The sequence below is a fragment of the Dehalobacter sp. DCM genome (assembly GCF_024972775.1).
Lineage (GTDB): Bacteria > Bacillota > Desulfitobacteriia > Desulfitobacteriales > Syntrophobotulaceae > Dehalobacter.
Genome location: NZ_CP092282.1, coordinates 2,390,960 through 2,412,265 on the forward strand (window position 1 = coordinate 2,390,960; position 21,306 = coordinate 2,412,265).

At 43.9% G+C, this 21,306-nt stretch carries 19 protein-coding genes and 1 riboswitch; of the genes, 14 read left to right on the forward strand and 5 right to left on the reverse strand.

The annotated features are described in order from the left end of the window. Positions 1–9: 9 nt before the first annotated feature. The 9 genes from LPY66_RS11020 (at position 10) to LPY66_RS11060 (ending at position 10,169) form a co-directional block, all read left to right on the forward strand. Positions 10–2,436, forward strand: a complete 2,427-nt coding sequence (locus tag LPY66_RS11020; RefSeq protein ID WP_337984387.1) for a type IA DNA topoisomerase — start codon at positions 10–12, stop codon at positions 2,434–2,436. Positions 2,437–2,823: 387 nt separating this feature from the next. After that, positions 2,824–4,185 carry a sensor histidine kinase gene (locus LPY66_RS11025; RefSeq protein WP_337984388.1) on the forward strand — a complete coding sequence of 454 codons (1,362 nt, stop codon included), beginning with the start codon at positions 2,824–2,826 and terminating at the stop codon, positions 4,183–4,185. After that, positions 4,172–4,825, forward strand: a complete 654-nt coding sequence (locus LPY66_RS11030) for a response regulator transcription factor (RefSeq protein WP_337984389.1) — start codon at positions 4,172–4,174, stop codon at positions 4,823–4,825. The genes LPY66_RS11025 and LPY66_RS11030 overlap by 14 nt, the downstream gene beginning before the upstream one ends. Before the next feature lie 144 nt (positions 4,826–4,969). After that, a complete protein-coding gene (locus LPY66_RS11035) occupies positions 4,970–5,800 on the forward strand; it encodes a hypothetical protein (protein ID WP_337984390.1) in 831 nt (276 codons plus the stop codon). A gap of 181 nt (positions 5,801–5,981) precedes the next feature. Further along, positions 5,982–7,070 carry an FAD:protein FMN transferase gene (locus LPY66_RS11040; protein WP_337984391.1) on the forward strand — a complete coding sequence of 363 codons (1,089 nt, stop codon included), beginning with the start codon at positions 5,982–5,984 and terminating at the stop codon, positions 7,068–7,070. 78 nt (positions 7,071–7,148) lie between these two features. Beyond that, entirely contained in the window at positions 7,149–7,484 is a 336-nt protein-coding gene (locus LPY66_RS11045) for a hypothetical protein (RefSeq protein WP_337984392.1), read from the forward strand. Positions 7,485–7,500: 16 nt separating this feature from the next. Next, entirely contained in the window at positions 7,501–8,163 is a 663-nt protein-coding gene (locus LPY66_RS11050) for a 4Fe-4S dicluster domain-containing protein (protein ID WP_337984393.1), read from the forward strand. 33 nt (positions 8,164–8,196) lie between these two features. Then, positions 8,197–9,090 carry an NrfD/PsrC family molybdoenzyme membrane anchor subunit gene (gene nrfD / locus LPY66_RS11055; protein ID WP_337984394.1) on the forward strand — a complete coding sequence of 298 codons (894 nt, stop codon included), beginning with the start codon at positions 8,197–8,199 and terminating at the stop codon, positions 9,088–9,090. A gap of 218 nt (positions 9,091–9,308) precedes the next feature. Then, positions 9,309–10,169, forward strand: a complete 861-nt coding sequence (locus LPY66_RS11060; protein WP_337984395.1) for an NYN domain-containing protein — start codon at positions 9,309–9,311, stop codon at positions 10,167–10,169. 14 nt (positions 10,170–10,183) lie between these two features. Here the strand turns inward: LPY66_RS11060 and LPY66_RS11065 are convergent, their stop codons facing one another. From LPY66_RS11065 to cobT, 3 genes are all read right to left on the reverse strand, one after another. Next, complete coding sequence (locus LPY66_RS11065; protein WP_337984396.1) at positions 10,184–10,963, reverse strand: OmpA/MotB family protein; 780 nt, start codon at positions 10,961–10,963, stop codon at positions 10,184–10,186. Positions 10,964–10,965: 2 nt separating this feature from the next. Next, positions 10,966–11,766: a flagellar motor stator protein MotA gene (motA, locus tag LPY66_RS11070; protein WP_337984397.1), complete on the reverse strand. Its 801-nt coding sequence runs from the start codon at positions 11,764–11,766 to the stop codon at positions 10,966–10,968. Positions 11,767–12,687: 921 nt separating this feature from the next. Further along, positions 12,688–13,806 carry a nicotinate-nucleotide--dimethylbenzimidazole phosphoribosyltransferase gene (cobT, locus tag LPY66_RS11075; RefSeq protein ID WP_337984398.1) on the reverse strand — a complete coding sequence of 373 codons (1,119 nt, stop codon included), beginning with the start codon at positions 13,804–13,806 and terminating at the stop codon, positions 12,688–12,690. Positions 13,807–13,963: 157 nt separating this feature from the next. Next, a riboswitch (cobalamin riboswitch) is annotated at positions 13,964–14,136 on the reverse strand. A 119-nt stretch (positions 14,137–14,255) separates the two neighbouring features. Here cobT and LPY66_RS11080 point away from each other — a divergent pair. Next, the gene (locus LPY66_RS11080; protein WP_337984399.1) at positions 14,256–14,933 is read left to right on the forward strand and encodes a helix-turn-helix domain-containing protein; all 678 of its coding nucleotides are present in this window, start codon (positions 14,256–14,258) and stop codon (positions 14,931–14,933) included. 20 nt (positions 14,934–14,953) lie between these two features. Beyond that, positions 14,954–15,832 (forward strand): IS3 family transposase, encoded by an 879-nt coding sequence (locus tag LPY66_RS11085; RefSeq protein ID WP_337988035.1) that lies wholly within the window; start codon positions 14,954–14,956, stop codon positions 15,830–15,832. A 221-nt stretch (positions 15,833–16,053) separates the two neighbouring features. Here the strand turns inward: LPY66_RS11085 and LPY66_RS11090 are convergent, their stop codons facing one another. Next, complete coding sequence (locus LPY66_RS11090) at positions 16,054–16,845, reverse strand: arylamine N-acetyltransferase family protein (protein ID WP_337984400.1); 792 nt, start codon at positions 16,843–16,845, stop codon at positions 16,054–16,056. 398 nt (positions 16,846–17,243) lie between these two features. Between LPY66_RS11090 and LPY66_RS11095 the strand changes: the two genes are divergently transcribed. Beyond that, entirely contained in the window at positions 17,244–18,155 is a 912-nt protein-coding gene (locus tag LPY66_RS11095) for a DMT family transporter (protein ID WP_337984401.1), read from the forward strand. A gap of 75 nt (positions 18,156–18,230) precedes the next feature. Then, complete coding sequence (locus LPY66_RS11100) at positions 18,231–19,397, forward strand: DUF116 domain-containing protein (RefSeq protein WP_337984402.1); 1,167 nt, start codon at positions 18,231–18,233, stop codon at positions 19,395–19,397. On the opposite strand, the gene LPY66_RS11105 is transcribed toward LPY66_RS11100, so the two are convergent. Then, positions 19,394–20,311, reverse strand: a complete 918-nt coding sequence (locus tag LPY66_RS11105; RefSeq protein ID WP_337984403.1) for a metallophosphoesterase — start codon at positions 20,309–20,311, stop codon at positions 19,394–19,396. The two genes, LPY66_RS11100 and LPY66_RS11105, sit on opposite strands and share 4 nt — an antisense overlap. Positions 20,312–20,605: 294 nt before the next feature. On the opposite strand from LPY66_RS11105, the gene LPY66_RS11110 reads away from it, so the two are divergent. Continuing rightward, positions 20,606–21,250, forward strand: coding sequence for a cobalamin B12-binding domain-containing protein (locus LPY66_RS11110; protein WP_337984404.1), 645 nt, complete (start codon positions 20,606–20,608; stop codon positions 21,248–21,250). Positions 21,251–21,306: the final 56 nt, after the last annotated feature.

Consider the following 21,306-nt stretch of genomic DNA (forward strand, 5'->3'; position numbering starts at 1 on the left):
GAACTTACAATGGCTAGAATTTTAATCGTCGCCGAAAAACCGGCTCAGGCAAGAGAATATGCTGCCGCCCTTAACGTGAATAAAAAAGGACAGGGGTATCTGGAAAACGATCAATACATCATTACCTGGTGTGTTGGCCATCTTCTGGAATTAGAAAAACCGGAAGCCTATATGGATCTCGACCGTGTAGGGAGACGCTGGAGTTTGCAGCGTCTTCCTGTTCTTCCTGGAATCGGCGATTTTCGTCATCAGGTTAAGGCAGGAACGAGTAAACAGTATCAGGTATTACAAAAGCTGCTGCAGGCAAACGAGGTATCCACCGTAATTTGCGGCACCGATGCTGATCGGGAGGGGCAGCTGCTTTTCCAGGAAGTCTGGGATAAAGTGGGGTGTAATAAACCACTGCTTCGGCTTTGGATCTCATCACTGACCAAGGAAGCAATCCGGGAAGGGATGAGCAATTTGCTGGATGCCAGCGATGTTCGGGGACTGGCATCGGCCAGCTATGGCCGTGCCTACGCAGACTGGGATTTTGGCATGAACCTGACAGAGGGGTTTACCGCCTTATTCGGCAGCTTTGATACCCTTCGTAAAAAACCGAATGTCATATCCATTGGGCGTGTTCAAACCCCGACGCTGGCCTTGATTGTTAAACGGGAATGGGAAATTGAACAATTTGTTCCGGAAGAATATTTCGATGTCGTGGCTCTTTTTGCCGGAGAACAAGGGGAATACAGCGGCCACTGGTTTGATCCCGAGTCTGAAAATAAACGACTGACAGACAGGCAGAAAGCGGAACATATCGTGAATAAAACCCTGGGTCAGATTGGTAATGTGGCTAAAACGAATCGGAAGAAGTTTTCGGAACCCCCGCCGCTTCTCTTTGATTTGACCGGCTTGACTGTTGCCGCATCTAAAAAGCATGGGTATAGTGCCGAAAAAGTACTGGAATTAGCCCAATCTCTTTATGAAAAGAAAGCAATTACCTATCCAAGGACGGATTGCGTTTATTTATCCAAGGATATGATCCCCAAATTAAAAAATCATCTCATGGCGCTGCAGCACGAGCCATATCTGGAATATGTTGATGAAGCGTCAGGCTATGGCGTACCCACCGGCAAGCGCATTATTAATACGATTACCGCCCACCATGCCATCATTCCGACAACGGAGAAGATCGATCCCCGAAAACTTTCTGATCCCGAGCGCCATATCTACGACTTAATTGCCCGTCGATTTCTTGCCGTATGGTTCCCGCCGGCTGAGTTTGAGCAGACGGAAATCATTACCGTCACTACCGGTGAATATTTCCAGACAAAGGGCAAAACCTTGTTAAGTCCCGGCTGGAAGAAAGTCTACGATAGTGAAGAGAAGAATGATGAGAAAGACGAAGTCCAATCGCTTCCGCAACTCGCACAGGGTGATAATGTTCTGACCAAAGAGGTCCGGTGCGAAGAAAAAAGCACAAAGCCTCCGAAACGCTATACCCAGGGAGATTTGCTCAAAGCGATGGAAGCGGCCGGTAAGCAGATCGAAGATGATTTGCTGCGGCAGCAAATGAAGGGTAAAGGGATTGGCACAGTGGCCACACGACCCGCAATTATCGAGAACCTTATCCAACGCGGCTATATCAGCCAAGAGCAAAAAACGTTAAGGCCTACCGACAAAGGCACCCAACTTATATCTCTGATTCAGGACAGACTTAAAGAGGCATCGCTGCTGATCAGTCCGGAAATGACCGGGCAGATGGAATACCACTTGGCCCAAGTGGAAAAGGGTAAGTTGGCTTTAGCTAGTTACATGCGCGAAGTTGAGGAAGCGGTTGTCCGGATTATAAATGAACTGCGGAGTTATGAAAGAAAACATGGCAAAACGCCGTTGGCTCTGGCACCGATTAAGTCTGATAAACGCAAAAAATCAACTGAAAAAAAGAGCAAACAAGTTTCAGTCAAAGATAAACGTAAAGTAAGAGAAAAAGATGTAGGCAGAGGCAAAGTCACCAGTCAGGGAGAAAAACAGCAAATTTCGACTGGAACTCAAAATGAAGTTCGTCCTGATATCGAAAAAGCTGGACAAAAAGAAAGAAAACATTCTGATACCAAGAATATTGAGATTCATAACGAAAAGAATAACGTTGATAGAGATAATCAAGCGAAAGACTCTTTAGGCATGTGCCCCAGCTGCGGATCAGAGATTATTGAAGGCCATAAAGGATACGGCTGCTCCAACTGGAAAAGCGGCTGTCGCTTTGTTGTATGGAAAACGCCGATATGTGGAAAGGTCCTGACACGAACACAAATCAAAAGTCTCTTGAAGAAAGGAAAAACTCCATTAATCAAAGGATTTGTGTCTCAGAGCGGAAAACCGTTTACGGCTTCCCTCATCTGGAGTGATGCTGCCAATGGTAAATTGAAATTTGACTTCGGTAATAACTAGTACAACGATCTCTAAATCTTTGTGCACTTCCTTGTTACATTTTTTAATACCTCAAATCAGTCTGGGTGCCACAAGTTCCGGCGCCAAGCGAAGCACGGATAGCGAAGCGCGGCTGTGACGGTCACGGATGACCTAATGCCGCGGGCACCATGGAGGGTGCAGGAGCGGCAAAGCCATGGAGGGCGCAATCTGCCGAAAGCGGAACTGTGGCAACCAGACCAACCCCAGACACTATTATTTTTTTACAGATTTACTTATTGATTTAGCGAACGTTGTACTAGTATTTGCGATAATGTAAGGGATTAGGTGTTACAGAGTATTAAGGCAAAGGTGTGATTTATATTGACACTGGCTGAATTTCTCCTTTATCTTATATACGGTTTTGCCATGATCACAATGGGTCTATTTGCCATCGTGCAAAGAGACTCTCGCATCATTAACCTGTCTATCGTCAAGTCGATTAAGTATCTGGGCTTATTTGGTATATTTCACGGCGTCGGTGAATGGCTCTCCATGATTATTCGGTTAGAGATTTGCCATCCGCACTATTACGTGCCGGTTTATAATACAAATAGTGTTATTAAAGCTATTTCATTTACATTTCTGCTTTATTTTGGACTTAGTCTGTTGCCAATGAGAGAAAAAGACAGACGATTCGTACTTAAACTACCCGTTATACTCCTGGTTATTTGTCTGATTGGTTATTCGGGGTTGATCATACGATTCGGTGCGGCGTATCATATCTATCATCCCATTTATACTGTCTTTGCTCTGCGCTATATCCTTGGATTTTTAAGTTGTATGATTTCTGCGGTGGCCTTATATATCAATGCCGCTTACATTAAAAAGACGAAATCAGAGAAAATATCCAGCCCCTATAAGAATCTGGCCTGGGTTTTTGTCATCTACGGTTTCATCGAGGGTCTTTTAGTCTCAAAGGCCGACTTTTTTCCTGCGAATGTCATTAATAAAGATCTGCTGGGGGCTTCCTTTTCTTTGGCGCCATTAATTATCAAAGCATTGGTCGGATTTGTCATTTTATTACTGCTGGTTAAAGTGATTGATACATTTACTTGGGAACAGGAAGAGAAAATCGACCGCTTGGAAAAACTGCGTATTGCCGCTGAAGAGCGATCAAAACTGGGAATTGAGATTCATGACGGCATTATTCAGGAGTTGTTCGCTGCCGGGTTAAAAGTGGAGTATCTATCCGGACATAAATCGGATGAACAGTGCGACAAGCTGCTTGAGGAGATAAAACGCGATCTTAACAGCAGTATTGACAAGATCCGCAGTTTCATCTCGGAAGATGCGCATGACATGATTTCTTTAAACAATTTAAAAGAAAGCCTGGACAAACTAGCATCAAAGCTGAATCCGGATCAAAAGGTACGCATCACCATATCCTGCCGCATATCACCCTATACCTCCGGATATCTGCCGCCTATTTATGCTACCCAGATTTATTATATTATTCAGGAAGCCCTGACCAATGTCATGAAACACGCGGGTGCCACTGAAGCTGACGTATTGATAGAATCGCGGCAGGATCATATCTATCTTACGGTGACTGATAATGGCATTGGCTTTCATCTTAAAAATCAAGATCCCAACAGTCACTTTGGATTACGCGGTATGCAGGATAGAGCGGAGCAGATCGGAGGCACGTTTACGATCGAAAGGACAATGACAGGCACGCTGCTTGAGGTTGAAATACCATGGAAGGAATTAAAAAATGGAAAAAAATAAAATTCGCGTTATGATCGTGGATGACCACAGCATTGTCCGTGACGGCCTAAAACTAATTTTAGGTTCAGATGAGCATATACAGATCATTGGTGAGGCCAAAGACCTTCGGGAAACAATGGAGATCCTGGCAGAACAACGCCCCGATGTTCTCTTGCTTGACTTTAAGTTGCCTGACAGCGACGGTATTACGGGGTGTCAGACGATTAAAAGTCGATACCCGTCGATTAAGATCATTATTCTAACCGCGTATTCGCAAGACCATATCATTATAGAGACGCTCAAAGCCGGAGCATCAGGCTATCTTTTGAAAAACATTAAAAGTGAAGAATTAATCCAATCCATTATAAAAGTCTATGAAGGGAATTCCATTCTTGATTCCTCAGTCACTGAAAGTATTCTGCAGCAAATTATTTTACCACCAGAAAAAAACATACCCAAAGAAACTGTCTTAAGTACCAAGGAAACACAAATTATGGACATGGTCAGCATAGGCAAATCAAACAAGGAAATTGCCAGACTTCTACTCATTTCAGAAAAAACAGTTCGCAATTACATCAGCACCATCTTTCGGAAGCTGAATGTGACCAACCGTACCGAAGCAGCAAGCTATTGGATCAGAAAGAAAAACCTGAATGAGTAATGGATTGAATAATCATTGGCATTAAGGACAAATGTACCTAGTCGCAGGGACATAAGTCAGAATACTCATCTATTTTCCCCCATGTTACACTGTATACACGAATGTGTGTGAAAGAATACACAAATAGGGAATGGGGGAAGAATAATGGTTAAAAAAGCTGCAATTATTGTATTCAGTATGCTGTTAATTTTTTCACTGGCAGCTTGCGGTTCTGCACAGCAGGGCAAGTACAAAGACGGAATCTATTACGCACAGGGTGACGGGTATGAAAAAGGGTATGAGTACTTTGTCAAATTAGAAGTCAAAAAAGGTAAGATTGTTTCTGCCGAATGGAATGCCTTCACTATTAATGGTGGCAAAGACAAATTGACACTTTCCAAAGACGGTCAATACCCGATGGTTGCTAACGGCGGTGCCCAAGCCGAGTGGCATGAGCAAGCGAGTAAGACAACCGCTTATCTCATCGAAACTCAGGATCCAACAAAGATTGCTTACAAAGATAATGAAGGACATACCGACGATATTGCCGGTGTATCCATTCATGTCAACGGATTCTTTGAACTGGCCCAGAAAGCATTAGCAGGTACACCGGTAGCTAAAGGTGCGTATAAAGACGGTATCTACTATGCCCAAGATAAAGCTTTTGAAAAAGGTTTCAAAACTGCCGTCAATATCGTTGTTGTTAACGGTACTATTGTTGGTGCGGATTGGGACGCGATTGCAGAAAAGGAAGATGATCCGGATAAAGATGCTCTTTCCAAATCGGGCGGATATCCCATGGTGAAGAATGGCGGCGCTCAAGCTGACTGGCATGTTCAAGCTCAGAAAGCAGAAGCCTATCTCCTCAGTACCCAGGATCCTTCTAAAATCAACTATAAAGATGCAGAAGGTCATACCGATGATATCGCAGGCGTTTCCATCCATGTCAGTGAATTTTTCACCTTGGCTCAGGAAGCTTTAGCCAACGCTAAATAATTGCAAATGATAAAGAATCTATCCAACAGTAATTAACCAAACAGTGAGTAAAAGTAACATTAACGGATATAGTCGTCGCTCTTAGCCATCGCGGCTTCGCGACACGTAAGGGATTGGCAATGATGCCATCCAGGGCAGAAGAGGGGCAGTGTATATCGGCTGCCCCCTTTATTATTCATTTTTGCTAGAAAGGCATTGTCACATGATGTGCTCAAAAACAGTTTACAGGACATTTTTCATCGTGCTTCTCTCACTGCTTGTTTTATTAACCGGGTGTTCAGCACAGTCAATCAATAAGCAGGAGCAGGAGCCTACGTCAGAAACACAATTTCTGATGGGTACGGTCTGTAAAATTACGATATATGATGAAGTTAAAGACCCGGCAATTTTTGAGAAGGTCTTTGCCCGCATCGCTGAGATCGAAAACAGAATGACAATTAATAAAGATACTGTTGAAAGTGAGATCATCAAGCTGAACACCGCCGCCGGAGACTCTTATGTCCAACTGAGTCCGGATACTTTCTATGTAATGGAGAAAGCAAAATATTACGCAGATTTATCCGGCGGCAAGTTTGATGTGACGATCGGACCCTTAGTTAAGCTTTGGGACATTACGCCGGAACAAACCGTCGTGCCTGAGCAAGCCGCTATAGACAGTCGATTGCCACAGATCAGTTCACAGTATCTGCTATTGAATAAAGAGACACTTACCGCCAAACTGGCTAAGCGTGGCATGATCGTCGATCTGGGAGCGATAGCCAAAGGCTACGCTGGCGATGAAGCGGGCCGAATATTAACCGAAGCAGGCATCCGGCATGCCATAATCAATTTGGGCGGCAATGTCTTGACCCTGAACACGAAACCCGACGGCAGTGCCTGGCGGATCGGAGTGCAGGACCCGTATAAACCGCGCGGAGATTATATCGGGATCATCAGCCTGAACCATCAGACATTAGTTTCGTCAGGAACGTATGAACGTTATTTTATAGCCGAAGGCAAGCATTATCACCATTTATTAAACCCGTTTACTGGTTATCCCGAGGATAATTCCCTGGTCAGCGTTTCCATTGTGACTCGCAATTCCATTGATGGGGATGCCTTATCGACAACGATTTATATGTTGGGCCTGGAAGAAGGTATGGCCATGATTGAAAAACTACCGGAAACAGAAGCCATATTCATTACAGATGATAAAAAAGTCTATGGTTCATCCGGCATAACGTCCGATAACTTTGAAATCACCAATGACTCCTACCAACTCCAAAAATAAAGAAATAGATAAAAATAAAATTGCATCAAAAGAAATGAATCAATTGTTGATCTATCCCAAAGAGAGGAGAGGGAAACTATGAAGAAACTAATTTATCTTAGTCTACTCACCATCGGACTGCTGATATACACACCGTTCAGTCTGCAAGCGACGGTGGATTCGCCAAATCCGGAGGCAAGCGCTATTGCGGAAACAACCGTATCCACGCCGGATACGGCAAGCGGTGCTCCCCAAGGCGGTGAAGCCACTGACGCCGAATCGGGTGCATCTGTTATTGTCCATACGCCTGCCTATACACCGCTTCCATATGAACCGGTAAAACGAGAAGCTAATACAGGACTACTTGGCGGCGGTTTGGGGTTAGCCTTCGTTTGTATTAGCGGAGCGGTCATACTGGATAAACGGAAAAAATAAGAAAGGGGACAACACGATGGATAAATTCAAACATCGAACAATCAGCCGGAGAAAGGCATTAAAAATAGGCGCTATGGCGACGGCGACAGCTGCCGTGGTTGGTTCAGGCTTGTTCACCCGGATTCCGGCGCAGGCAGAAACAACATTGCCTAAAAATCCGGAACAAATCGGATTCCTCCATGATCAAAACAAATGTGTCAGCTGCCGACGCTGTCAGGCAGCCTGTAAAGATCTAAATAAATGGGAACCCGGAGTGGAATGGCGAAAGGTATTGGCGCGCAAGAGCAGTGAAGCCTATTTATCCATGAGCTGCAATCATTGTGATAACCCGGCATGTCTGACGGTCTGCCCGGTTGGCGCCTATACAAAACGGGAAAAAGACGGGGTCGTTATTCATAATCGTGAGATTTGTGTTGGCTGTAAGTATTGCATGTATGCCTGTCCTTATCATGCACCGCGCTTCAGCGAGGAAACAGGCCGAATCAGTAAATGCCATTTTTGCTATGAACGACAGGATAAAGGTGAAATGCCGGCGTGCGTCCAAGCCTGTCCGGTAGATGCGTTACATTACGGAAAAATGAGCGAACTGCGTAAGACTGAGGGTGGGGTATCCCAAGTGAAGGGTTTGCCTAATCCGGATTTAACCAAACCCAATCTGGTGATTATCCCAAAACCATAAGGAATCAATGCGAATGAAGGAGGTTATTAGCTGATGGAAATGCATTGGCATTGGATGATCGTTATCTATCTATTTTTAGGCGGACTTGGAGCCGGAGCCTATCTCACGTCCTTTGCAGCCGAGAGAGGCTGGCTGGGAGCCAACTCGAATCTCCAGCGAGCCGGATATTATCTTGCCGCACCGATTGTGGCAATTGGCACAGTCCTGCTTGTTTTCGATTTAGGTCAGGGGTTATCTAAACCGTGGTTGCTGGTTCGACTCTTGTTTAATCTGAACTCGGTGATGACCTGGGGTGTTTATATCCTGGCGCTCTTCATTGTCGTCGGACTGATCAAAGGATTTTGTGTATTCCGTAAGATATCTGCTCCTAAAATCCTTTCCTGGGCAGGAGCCATCTTGGCTTTAGCGACAGGAACTTACACCGGTATGCTGCTCGCCGTGATTGGTGCGGTACCTTTATGGAACACGTGGCTCATGCCTGTCCTCTTTGTACTTTCAGCATTGTCCACCGGACTCTCACTGACATCCTTGATTGCTGCCCGTGTCGAGAAAGGGAAGACTGGCCACCGTAAGGAAGGATTCTTTCATATTGTTCTGATGGTCCTGGAACTCATTGTCGTCGTGGTTTTCATTACGCTGATGGCTACAGGTGGGAATGGGTCCGTTGGCCAAGACTCGGCTGAGTTCCTCATTTCCGGTGTTTACGCGCTGGCGTTCTGGGGTTATTTCATAGCCCTCGGTCTTGTTTTCCCACTGGTTGTATTCCTGATCCAGCATCGCCGCACAGCCAAGCAGACAACGGAAGCCATTCATCATACCTATCTGGTAAAAGTAACGGACATCGCTGTTCTTGTGGGTGGTTTCACCCTCCGGGCATTGATTATCTTTGCAGCTCTGCCGATTTGGGATGGGGTAACAATCCCCTAAGTATAGCTTCAATACACTGACGGATGAGTTGACGGGGGACAAAGGGGACGTAGACCTTTGTCCCCTTTTTAGGAGACAAAGGTCTACGTCCCCTTTGTCCCCCGTCCCCTTTGTCCCCCCGTCCCGTTTCAGCGTATGATATACTTTCGATTTTTCTGGTAAATTTATGGTATAATAGATAGGCAGTAAAGGAAATAAAGAGATGGGGAATTAAACTGATGGAAAATGATAAAAAAATTGCAGTGCTGATCGACGCCGATAATGTGTCTGAGAAATATATCAAGTATATTTTTGATGAAATCGCCAACCATGGGACGCCGACCTATAAAAGGATCTATGGTGATTGGACCAAGCCGAATCTGACTTCCTGGAAAACAGTCCTGCTCAATTATTCAATTTCTCCGATTCAGCAATATAGCTATACCAGTGGAAAAAATGCGACGGATTCCGCATTGATTATCGATGCTATGGATATTCTTTACTCCAAAAGCGTCGACGGGTTTTGCATTGTTTCCAGTGACAGTGATTTTACCCGTTTAGCTTCGCGTTTGCGTGAAGCCGGTATGTATGTTGTCGGTATGGGAGAGAAAAAGACACCCCAGCCCTTTATCGCGGCGTGTGAAAAATTCAAGTACCTGGAAGTATTGGCTGTTCCCGCCGCACCCTATGAAGTACAAGAAGAAAAAGTGATCAATGGCCGCGGAACACCACAAGAGGGTATGGCCAGCATTGAAGAACTTATCGATGCGATCCGGACCATTGTGACGGAAAGCTCTGATGAAGATGGCTGGGCCTTTCTTGGTGAGGTCGGGATTAAGCTGAATAGGCGTTATCCGGACTTTGATACCCGCAATTACGGGCATCTCAAGTTAACACCGCTGATCGCGTCACTAAAGCAATTTGAAATTCAATCCCGTAAAACGAGTAACCCGAATATAACGCATAAATATATTCGTAATTTCGAAGAACTCAATTCAGACAATAAAAAAGCACATCAGCCAATTTCAGCCGGTGTGCCTTCAAAAGACTATTATCTTAAGGGGAAGGCAAAGCCAGGTATTAAACCGAAAAAGCATTAATCAGCTGCCTTGCCTTAACTATTGGTTACCGGTTCGCTGGAACTCGTATTATCATTATCTGTTATCGGATTACTATCTGTTATCGGATACTTTCGGATCAAAAATATCTCCACGCGTCTATTTTTAGCCCGGCCTTCTTCGGTCAGATTATCGGCAGCAGGGGAATATTGCCCGTATCCTTGTACAGTAAACCGTTCGGGCTTAACTTGGCCTTGAACTACTAAATAATTCATAACATTGATGGCGCGAATAACACTAAGATCCCAATTCGATCGGAATTGGGAATTGTGGATCGGGCGGTCATCCGTATGCCCCACGATCTTGATGTAGTTATCGGTGGTATTTAACAGTTTGGCTATTTCCAAGAGTAATCTGGAAACATTGTCAAGTACTTGAGCATCTCCGGAATTAAATAACATCACGTCCTGAATGACGATCTCCAGTCCTTCCTTATCGAGGTGGACTTTCACTTTATCCTGGTAGCCGCTCTGGCTGATTTCCTTTTCAAGCTTTTCTTTGAGCTCCTGCATCATATCTTGCTCGATGACCTTTACATCCGTAGGGGCAGGATCTCCTTGCTCAATCACCGAACTGCCTTCACTTTCCATAAGGCTCGCTTGGCCGTTAAAAATGCCTTGAAAAGCTTCGGCCAGCGCCTGCGCTTTTGCTTTATCAACTTGGCTGATGGCGAACATCGCGATAAATAGAGCCAACATGAGTGTCAGCAAGTCAGAATAGGGAAGAAGCCAGGTCTCATCCATATGTTCTTCGTCGTGTTTCTTCTTTTTCGCCATAGTTATTCCGCACTGCCTTGTTTTGCTTTTTCGTTATCCTCGATTTTCTTTCTGGACTTCGGATCGAGCATGCCGGTAAGCCGCATTTTTATGCTGCTTGGATTTTCACCGGCCTGCAGGGCAATAACACCTTCCAGGATCAAATACATATTGCGGGTCTCGATTTGCGATTTTCGTTTCAGTCGTGTCGCTATCGGATGGCAAACAACATAACCCAGAAAAATTCCAAAAAGTGTCGCAACGAAAGCAGCGGCAATCATATGGGCTAATTTTTCTGTATCATCTAAAAAACCCATGGCACCAATCAAACCGACGACAGCACCAAGAACACCAAGGGTAGGAGCAGTGCCGCCTGCCGTAGAGAATATCGCGGCATTCGCCTTATGGCGTTCTTCCATATTATCGATTTCCGTTTCCATAATTTCGCGGATATAGTCTTGTTCCAGTCCATCGACAACAAGAGTCAAGCCTTTTTGTAAAAAGCGATCTTCAATACTTTCAATCGTTTGTTCCAGTGATAAAAGGCCGTCTCTTCGTGCTGACTGAGCTAATTCCGTGATCATTTCGATTAGCTTAACAGGATCTTGCTGCTGCTTTTCACGAAAGGCCGCCCCCAGTACTCTCGGGACATTTAAAAATTCACTACGGGGATAGGAATTCATAACCGCAGCAATGGTTCCGATGATGATGATAATGGCAGCCGCAGGATTTAACAATACTGCAATATTGGCTCCTTTGACAATCATACCGACGATGACCGTGAGACAACCGAGCACTAAGCCGATAATTAAAAATATGTCCATTGTCATTTCACCTTTGTGTATAAATTTACTACTATATATATCGAATCATGTGAAAGAAAACATTAATTTCCTTTTCATGCAGTACCATGTTAACCCTAAATCCTATTTATCCTGACGTCAGATTTCTTTTAATACTGCGTTGTCTTACCGCTCCTTCTCCATCCATGGTGACCGCGGTATTAGTCCATCCGTGGACGTTATTCGCCTTACGCTCGGTATGTATCAATCTTCCGCCTTGTCTTAAAAAAAATCCTGCTGTAATGGGCAAATATGAATTAATTTTAACATGATGTTCATGGGTTTTCTATACACTTGCCAGAATAATTTAAGATATCCGGTCAAATTGTAGCAGTAAATCGGGCGAAAAGACTATTGACAGAATATTCGATCTATAGTACGCTGGTGATACACTCCGAAAAGGATTCGCCTGAGTAAGAGGGTTGCCCCATAGAATCGGAGCAATGGCTCTTGGTGACCTGCTGATGCAAAATAGTTTATCGATGAAGGGTATGTGTTGTTCTCTGAGCAGCCTAAAGGCTAGTGTGGTGAATTGGTTTAAGGAGGTCCAAACGGATTCCGAGAATCAAAAGACGATTTCAGACATCCACTCCTTCAAAAGAAGACGATTTAGATAAGCAGGAATTAAAGACTCCCATTGCGAAATCCTTCCATATGCCATATCCGATAGGAATAGCCTATGGAGGAAACACCGATGAATCTGAAGTTGGATTAGAGATATTCAACGAAAGATGAGGGGTTATAGCTGAAAGGAGGACGTACTCTATTGCAGTACACCTCGAGAAATGGGTAAGCGGGCTCCGGTTAGAAGGAACCAACACTTACCCATTTCACATTAATTCAAGGGATTACGCATAACAAGCGATAAAGAAACAATCGTGTTTTTCTACTTAAAGGTATTGTTTAGAAGTCACCGGTGGTCACGGCTGCTTCCGCAAATGTGGCCATCTCATCAGCAACCTTAAGGGCGGTTTCAATAATGGGGAACATCAGAGCGGCTCCGGTTCCTTCTCCGAGCCGCATATGCATATCAAGACGCGGTCTGAGCCCAAGTTGATGCAGAGCCAGATGTTGGCCGAGTTCCTCGGAACTATGCGATGCGATCATATAGGATGTCGAGAGGGGAGCCAGCTTGGTGGCAGTCAAAGCGGCCGCTGAAGAGATGATTCCGTCCAAAACGATAGGTACACGCTGGTAAGCTGCTTCGAGGATCGCACCGACAAGAGCGGCAATTTCTAAACCGCCTATTTTAGCCAAGGTATCGATTGGCGCAGCCGGATCACAATGATTGATTTCTATGGCGCATTTGATGACGTTTTGCTTATTGATCAAGGCATCGTCTTTCAAGCCAGTGCCGCGGCCGGTGACATCTTCTACGGAATGGCCTGTAAATACGGAAATGAGTGCGGCGCTGGGGGTTGTATTGCCAATACCGACTTCTCCGGTTGCCAAGACGTTAATGCCGGATGCTATCGCCTCAGAAGCAATTTTCGCGCCGGTTAAAAGTGCTTGTATAGCTTCCTGACGTGTCATCGCCGGCCCTTTGGCCATATTGTTTGTTCCGTTCTTGACTCGGTAAGCCATCAGCTCAGGTCGATCCAAAGAGGTTGCAATCCCAATATCGGTGCAGATCACTTGCGCCCCGGCACTATTAGCCAAAACATTGATACCTGCTCCACCCCGAAGATAGCTGTAGAACATTTGTTTGGTGATTTCCTGGGGTGCGGCACTGACGCCTTCTTCCGTAACACCGTGGTCTCCGGCCATGAGAAGAACAGCCTTCTTATTAATTTTTGGTGTTGCTGTGCCGTAGATACCGGCCAGCTGACGGGCTATGTCTTCCAAGACGCCTAAACTCCCGAGGGGCTTGATTTTGGCGTCCACCCGGTTCTGCATAGCGGCCATGGCCTCGGTATCGAGGGCTGTTATGCCACTGGTGAGTTCGAGCAGGGCGTTTTCTAATTCCTGTTCGTTTGCCGTTTTTAGATTGTGCAGGCCATGAAATTTCGTAAGATCGTTCATTAAAGTACCTCCATTAAAAGTATTTGGTTATAGAGTCAGTCTCGGGCATTCTTATGGCGTTAACTGATGATGTTTATAGGGCTAAAATAATAAAGTCCCGCCACTGTTACTGTGGTCGGGACTTTGCCTTCATCGCCGCCGCTTTCCAAACCCCGGAAAGACTTTCTCCTCTTAGGCAGGTCTCCTGACTCAGACTCAAGCATCCTAACGCTCCTTCCCAGCACACGCCAGTGGATTAGCGGGGACTCGTCTTTACAGTGGTGGGTCCGTATCGGATTGTACCGATTTCCCTATTCTCCCAAAATGGGCACCTAAGAGTTTTATTTATTTTTACGTAATAAAGATAACTAAAATACGGTATAAAGTCAAGTACCGGTATTGTGATATGCTCCCTTCTAGGTAGACAAGTGAAATAATAAAAACTTGTTGCTTAGAGGGGAGTATATTTTATGTCAAAGAGAAAGATATCTAGCAACGAGAAGTTAACTGCTGTATTACGGTATCTAGATGGAAAAACTAGCCAAAATCAGATTGCCCGTGATCTTAATGTAAGTTTAGCATCTGTTCAACAATGGATTTTTAATTATGAGTCCATGGGAGCCGATGTTTTCTTAATGAAAGGAACTAAAAAATACACAAAAGTACTTAAGATACAAGCTGTTGAAGATTATTTAGCTGGTTTGGGCTCTCAAACTGATATTTGTAAAAAGTATGGAATTCGATCAAAAGGTAAGTTACAACGCTGGATAAAACAGTATAATGGTCATGAAGAACTAAGGTCTTCTGGAACAGGAGGAAGTACCATCATGACCAAAGGAAGAAAAACCACTTTCGATGAACGCGTTGAAATCGTGCGGTATTGCATTGCACATGATCATAATTACGCAGAAACATCTGAAAAACATCAAGTATCCTATCAGCAGGTGCGTAACTATACTGTTAAATATGAAGTCTATGGGGTTGAAGCATTAAGAGACAATCGGGGGAAGCGAAAGTCTCAGGATAAGATGAGTGAATTAGAAAAGCTGAGAGCTGAAAATAAGATTTTAAGAGCAGAAAAAGAACAGGCCGAAATGGAGGCATCTTTCTTAAAAAAACTCGAGGGGATAGAGAGGAGGCGGGACTAAGCCTGGTTCGCCATGAATTTATATATCAGGCTATAAAAGAAGAAAACCAAGAACATAATTATCCGATCAGCACCCTATGTAAGTTTGGAAAGGTATCACGAGCAGCATATTATAAGTGGCTGCATAGAGAAATACCTGAAAGCGAAGCAGAAAATCTTCGTATCGCTGATGAGATTGAAAGAATTCATGAGGAAAGCCCAGATAAAGGGTATAGAAGAATCAAGGATGATCTTGAGCGGTATCATAATATAAAAGCGAATGACAAGCGAGTTTTACGCATTTGTCGTAAGTTAGATATAAAATCCACCATTAAGTATTCAAACAATGGGTGTACACGACAGGCAGCCAATCCACAGTATATAGCAGAAAACATACTAAATAGAGAATTCACCTCTGGAGCTCCAAATGAAAAATGGCTTACAGATGTAACAGAATTCAAGTATTACGTTGGAATAATAAAGCACAAACTATATCTTAGTGCAATATTAGATTTATACGATAGACGAATAGTTTCATATATTATACGTGATTCTAATAATAACGCGCTGGTATTCGATACATTTGATGCTGCCATTGAAGCTAATCCGGACGCACATCCAATCTTTCATAGTGACAGGGGATTCCAATATACGAACAGAGCATTTCATGCGAAGCTTGAAGCAGCTGGAATGACCCAAAGTATGTCAAGAATAGCCAAATGTATTGATAATGGCCCAATGGAAGGCTTTTGGGGGATTATTAAACGAGAACGCTATTACGGAAAAAGATTTACCAGCAGAGACTCTGTAGTAGAAATGATTGAGGAATATATCGATTACTATAACAACAAACGATTACAGAGGAATCTTGGTGTATTAACACCTTTGGAGAAACACGAAAGTTATTTACAAGCAGCATAAAACTGCCAGCAGGTTATACCTACTGGCAGCAGAGTTTTATTTTTTTAATTGTCTACTTGACGGGGAGCGGTTCATTGTGACATACAGCCCTTTTTAAGAAAATTGCACAAATAATTTAAGAAAAACGTTATATTAGGTCTTGGGTTTTTGACAATGTTTTATTAAGCGTATCCCTGTTACGCCCGATACGATGATTGCTACCCAGTATTGAATTAACCCATTCATTCAGCTAAGAACATTTTACTTACATCCACATTATCCGAATCCAGTGCGAAGTATTCTTTGAGTAACCGATGATATTCCGCTTCGTTTTCAATCGTGCTTTCGAAGACCTGACCGTTTGTTGTCACCTTCAATGTATCACCCACTAAGGTGATTCTTCCTTCCGGGGTTGGCTTCGTGCAAAACATTTTTATGACAAATATTGAAGTGGGAGATGTACTCGTAAAATGGCTGGATACCATAAAGTCAACGGGATAACACGCTTCTGGCTTAAAGGCGTACATCGGGCAATAGTTGTCCCCAATCTTTATTTGAAGAACAAAGCCAAATTCAGGATCGGTAAGCAGACGATAAGTTTGAGTAAATTGCTGCTGGTCAATGCCAACCTGGATCAGGAGCGGGGCAATAATACCGTCTCTCCCAAATCCCACATCAACAAGCCATTTCTCGTCTTGGATTTCCACCAGGAGCGCCTGATGCACTTTCGGTCCAAAGGTATCGCCGTAATGAACTCTGGCCAGCAGGTCCGTGACCTTAAAGCCAAGTTCTTTCAGAACGAAAGAAAATAATCCGTTCATTTCAAAACAGTAACCGCCTCGCTTATTGTGGACGATTTTCTTATACAGCGATTCTTTGTCCAGGAAAATTGGTTTTTGGTTATAGACGTCCAGATTCTCGAAAGGGACATTGAGGGTATGGCAGGTATGTAGGCCATAGAGTGTTTCACTGGAAACATCGGTGCTGCCGGTATAGTTGATCCGTTTGAAGTAGTCCGTCAGAAATTGGTCCATTGTTAAATATTCACCGCCATTATTTATTATTTAATTATTTATTTTAATTAAACAAAAGGTACAAAGTTAACAAGTGGACAAAACTTAATATTAAAAATGCAATATAGAAAACGTAAAAGAGAGCATTATTTAATACGGTGATAAGGCGATTCGGTGATCTAGGCATATTATACATTAGTATACCGTTCTTTTAATAAGTAAGCAATTATTCGTATTTGGGGCCGGTTCGCCTGCACAATACCACTTTCAGCTCTTATATCCTTCAAGGCACCGCGGCAGCGTATTTTGGGTAATTAATCCGGGCTATTCTACATAAGATTGTATTATGTTATTATAAATCGTAATCAATCGTTTTTGAAATTCAATATGTGAAATAGACAGAGAAAAGGTGGATTCAGTTGAAAAGTAAAAGTAATTTGTTGGCCTATGTCCTGCTTATCGGCGCGGTTGCGCTCTGGGGCGGCAATTGGGTAGCCGCCCGCTATATCGTACAGGCAATGTCCCCTTTAGCCGGTGCGACTATTCGTATGGTCCTATCAGCAATCATTTTAGTTATTGTTCTCAAAATGACAACGGGGAAACTATTATCTGCCAAAGGGATTTTCACCTTTATTTTTCTAGGACTCATGCTTTTCGGGTTCAATATTTTGCAATATACGGGGCTAACCTATACGACAGCTATTAATGGCTCGCTGATTAATGCGGCGACGCCCATGATCATTATCATTCTTTCCCGGTTCATTATAAAAGAAAAACTGAGTGTCATTCAGATTTTGGGTGTCGTGATATCATTTTTAGGTGTCGGCTGGGTCATCACCAAAGGGTCATGGGCGTTGATTACAACGCTGACCTTTAATATTGGCGATATTTTAATGTTTTTAGCAGCCACATGCTGGGCACTCTATACGATCTATTCCAAAAACCCGACTGTTCAAAGCTCGGCCCTCTATGTAACAACCTATGCTTCTTTAATTGCAACGGTTTATTTTCTTCCGTTCGGGATTGTTCAATACCAGGCTCATCCACTGGAGACCGTCTCCTGGGGATTGGTGGTGGCAATCATCTACGTTATCTGTGTTGCGGTTTTTGGTCTGGTCTTTTGGGGCAAAGGCGTAAGCATAATTGGGCCGAGCCGAGCCTCGGTTTTTATGAATTTTATGCCTATTTTCACATTGATCTTTGCCTTTTTGCTGCTGAATGAAACGGTTACACCGTACCAGCTCCTCGGCGGGATTTTTGTTATTGCCGGTGTTTATCTTACCTCTAACGCCCGCTTTTCGGTTAAGTCCGGGAATAAAAATTTCAGATAGACAGACAGATGATGCTTATTATATGATTGGAAAGGTAGAAAAAGAGCCAGAACGCGTTTACTGGGGGAAAGACTTGTGTATGTAATAACTTATTCGCTAAGGGGAGAAGATGCTGACTCGGACCAATTTTACACGGACGTGGCGACTTTTACCGATGAAATATTAGCAGAAATTGACGGCCTGGCCTCAAAGCATATTCTGGGTTATCGCGATTATATGAAGCAATCCGGATTGGTTCATGAACTCGCTGTTGACGAGATGCGTTTCGAGTTCCTCGTATTAGGCATATTATGGAAGGTCTATAGCGGTGATGCCAAGGCGCTTGATGCTGCCCCAAAGCAAATGCTGACCCTGCTTTCGGAAATGCGTGAGCAAGCCAACAGCTTAAAACCAAGCATCGATTTTATGCGCGGAGTTTTGTCTACTCTCTTTCTCTCACCGGATTTATACGATCATTTATTCACACTTGATCCCAACCTGATGAATATGGATAAACTGATGGCATGGCTGGAGGCAACGGGTGAGTTTAAATATGAGGTGATGCAGCTTCGTCGCTGGTATAGCTACTTAGAGACCTTACCACCCCAAGCGGTCTCCGAGCTATTGGCCACAGCGATCACGCTGGCCATGTGGTTTAGCGTACGCAGTGAACAGCAGATTGGAAGATATACAGGGAACGTCGAGCGTTATTTAAATGAACTCCGGCCTAAGAGATACTGGCGTGAGGATGTTATTTTCTGCGGAAGGCGTCGGGTTGAATACCATATGAATATGGTTGGGGCGGAGGTCATGAATCGGGCATTTCGGGATGCTTTTTGCCACACGGAAAAAAAGGTCGTTGTCCTGCCGGCCTGTATGCGCCTTTTGCCGCAATCAAAGTGCAAAGCGGAATCATTTCGCTGCAAACGATGTGTCGCAGAATGTTACGTCCAACAAATCAGCAAAATGGGCGATGAACATGGGTTTGAAGTCTATATCATACCGCATGAATCATCTCTTTCGGCAGGGCGCGATGATCAAAACGCACTCCTCCAGAATGGGGCAGGTGTAGTTGGTATTGCGTGCGTACTCAATCTGATCTCCGGCGGCTGGATGCTCAAGAAAATGGGAGTTGCTGCCCAATGTGTGTTACTCGATTATTGCGGCTGCAAAAACCATTGGAGTGACGAAGGCTTCCCAACCCAAATCAACCTCAAGCAACTCAACAAAATTCTGGGCATTGAAATGGATCGACGCGGCTAATCGTTCAATTGACTTTTATATAGCGAGTCGAAGTAGTCTTTGAGTCTTTGCGGTCCGGCTAAGACTTCTCTGTCAATAAATAAGGTGCCGTCAGTGCGGGTATTAATCTCCCATTTGACCAGGGTCAGTTTGCTGTCGGCAATTTCAATTCCGGTTATCGAGTAGGGATGAACACAGCTGCCATCGTTGAAATACGGCGGTTCCCCGACCTGCGGGAACATCGGCCGATGGGTATGGCCGGCAATGAGCATTTGCTTTTCCAGTATCGTCCATTCTGTCAGCTTCTCTTCGATGGATACTTTTTTACGATAGTTTATTGCGGTACTGGTAGGGTCATTGAATCCCAGCGATTCCAGATGTTTCCATACATATCGGACAAGCCAACGCCGTAATGCCCAAAAATCGTAATCTAAATTACTGGCCTGATGGCCATGGATCAGGAAGATCTTTTGCTCCAGACGCGTATGATTAAGAACCAAACCCTCATGAATCTTAATATTCTCAAACAAAGGGGTTATTTTTTGTGAGTGCTCATCCACATACTGAACCATGTTTTTTTGGACAAAGTTTGGATGGCTTTTGACCATGTCATGGTTGCCGTAGATGAAATACAGGCGTCCCGAATGATAAAATTGGGTAAGCAGCTTAAACGTTTTGAGATGGACAGGAACGATCTCTGCCATTTTCTTATTTTTCCAGAGTTCATCGCCGTCACCCAGTTCAATATAGGTATAACCTTCATTAAAATAATGCGTCAAAGCGGCATAATACACGTTTTCATTCCGATAGAGATCATCCGCCCAGCTCCCGTCACCCCGGTGGACGTCGCTCATTAATATCAATTTTGAGTTGTCATCAATAGGAATGACATCGGCTGAACGAAATACATTGGAAATGCATTTTAATGTGTCCATAGATATACCTCCAAATGAAGGGTAGTTTGTTGGCTTAAAAGAGATGTTTTATGCGTTGGAATAAATTGCCTTCTATATACGTAATATATTTGATTCTGTAAAATTGGTGATATGTATAGAAAAAACACTCTGAAAATCCAATAATGCTCAATTGCAAATGACCGAATTGTTTGTCGTAATGATTGAGCAAATATCGAAACAATGGTAATATATTTACAGATACTTGGATATAAAGCGGATTTCTGTAATAATATAGAACATAATAATATGCTTAAGACGATGGAGGACAAAGACGTGATTGATTGGAATGCATTGGTCCAGGCAATGGGAGATCTTGACGAAGAAAAAACCTTAACGATAGTCAGAAATTTATTCAAGGGCACACTGTCATCCGAAGAGGCGGATCAACTGCTCAATGCATGCCAGGAGGCTATGACCATCGTCGGCGATCGGTACGAAAATGGCGATTATTTTGTTGGCGATCTTCTGTTTGCAGGGGATTTGTTAACGGATGTTATTGAAATGCTCAAAGCAAGCTTTAAGAACCTGCCCGATAATACGTGTACGATCCTTGTGGGTACCGTTGAAGGCGATTTGCACGATATAGGCAAACATATTTTTAAAAACATCGCGGAGGCAGTCGGATTTCAAGTTGTTGATATTGGGATCGATCAGCCTGCCAGTGAATTCGTCAAGAAGGTAAAAGCAATACAGCCTAAAATTGTCGGTATGAGCGGCATACTGACCCTCGCGCTGGATTCAATGAAGAAAACCGTTCAGGCTTTGGAAGAGGCGGGATTAAGAGATAATGTCAAAATTATTATTGGCGGTGCTCCTGTAACAGCGGAAGCATGTAAAATAATTGGGGCAGACGCTTTTGCGGCTAATGCTGCGGATGGCGTGAAAATCTGCCAACAATGGTTAAAGGAACAGACGTGAGCGCTTGGGTGTACTTGAAGCAAATGACAATAAAGTGAATAAAAAAAACGGCCCTG

What these genes read in the sequence shown, in the direction of transcription:
- LPY66_RS11020 (WP_337984387.1), top strand. Translation starts at nt 10, where the DNA reads ATGGCTAGAATTTTAATCGTCGCCGAAAAACCGGCTCAGGCAAGAGAA.
- LPY66_RS11025 (WP_337984388.1), top strand. Translation starts at nt 2,824, where the DNA reads ATGATCACAATGGGTCTATTTGCCATCGTGCAAAGAGACTCTCGCATC.
- LPY66_RS11030 (WP_337984389.1), top strand. Translation starts at nt 4,172, where the DNA reads ATGGAAAAAAATAAAATTCGCGTTATGATCGTGGATGACCACAGCATT.
- LPY66_RS11035 (WP_337984390.1), top strand. Translation starts at nt 4,970, where the DNA reads ATGGTTAAAAAAGCTGCAATTATTGTATTCAGTATGCTGTTAATTTTT.
- LPY66_RS11045 (WP_337984392.1), top strand. Translation starts at nt 7,149, where the DNA reads ATGAAGAAACTAATTTATCTTAGTCTACTCACCATCGGACTGCTGATA.
- LPY66_RS11050 (WP_337984393.1), top strand. Translation starts at nt 7,501, where the DNA reads ATGGATAAATTCAAACATCGAACAATCAGCCGGAGAAAGGCATTAAAA.
- nrfD (WP_337984394.1), top strand. Translation starts at nt 8,197, where the DNA reads ATGGAAATGCATTGGCATTGGATGATCGTTATCTATCTATTTTTAGGC.
- LPY66_RS11060 (WP_337984395.1), top strand. Translation starts at nt 9,309, where the DNA reads ATGGAAAATGATAAAAAAATTGCAGTGCTGATCGACGCCGATAATGTG.
- LPY66_RS11065 (WP_337984396.1), bottom strand. Translation starts at nt 10,963, where the DNA reads ATGGCGAAAAAGAAGAAACACGACGAAGAACATATGGATGAGACCTGG.
- motA (WP_337984397.1), bottom strand. Translation starts at nt 11,766, where the DNA reads ATGGACATATTTTTAATTATCGGCTTAGTGCTCGGTTGTCTCACGGTC.
- cobT (WP_337984398.1), bottom strand. Translation starts at nt 13,806, where the DNA reads ATGAACGATCTTACGAAATTTCATGGCCTGCACAATCTAAAAACGGCA.
- LPY66_RS11080 (WP_337984399.1), top strand. Translation starts at nt 14,256, where the DNA reads ATGTCAAAGAGAAAGATATCTAGCAACGAGAAGTTAACTGCTGTATTA.
- LPY66_RS11090 (WP_337984400.1), bottom strand. Translation starts at nt 16,845, where the DNA reads ATGGACCAATTTCTGACGGACTACTTCAAACGGATCAACTATACCGGC.
- LPY66_RS11105 (WP_337984403.1), bottom strand. Translation starts at nt 20,311, where the DNA reads ATGGACACATTAAAATGCATTTCCAATGTATTTCGTTCAGCCGATGTC.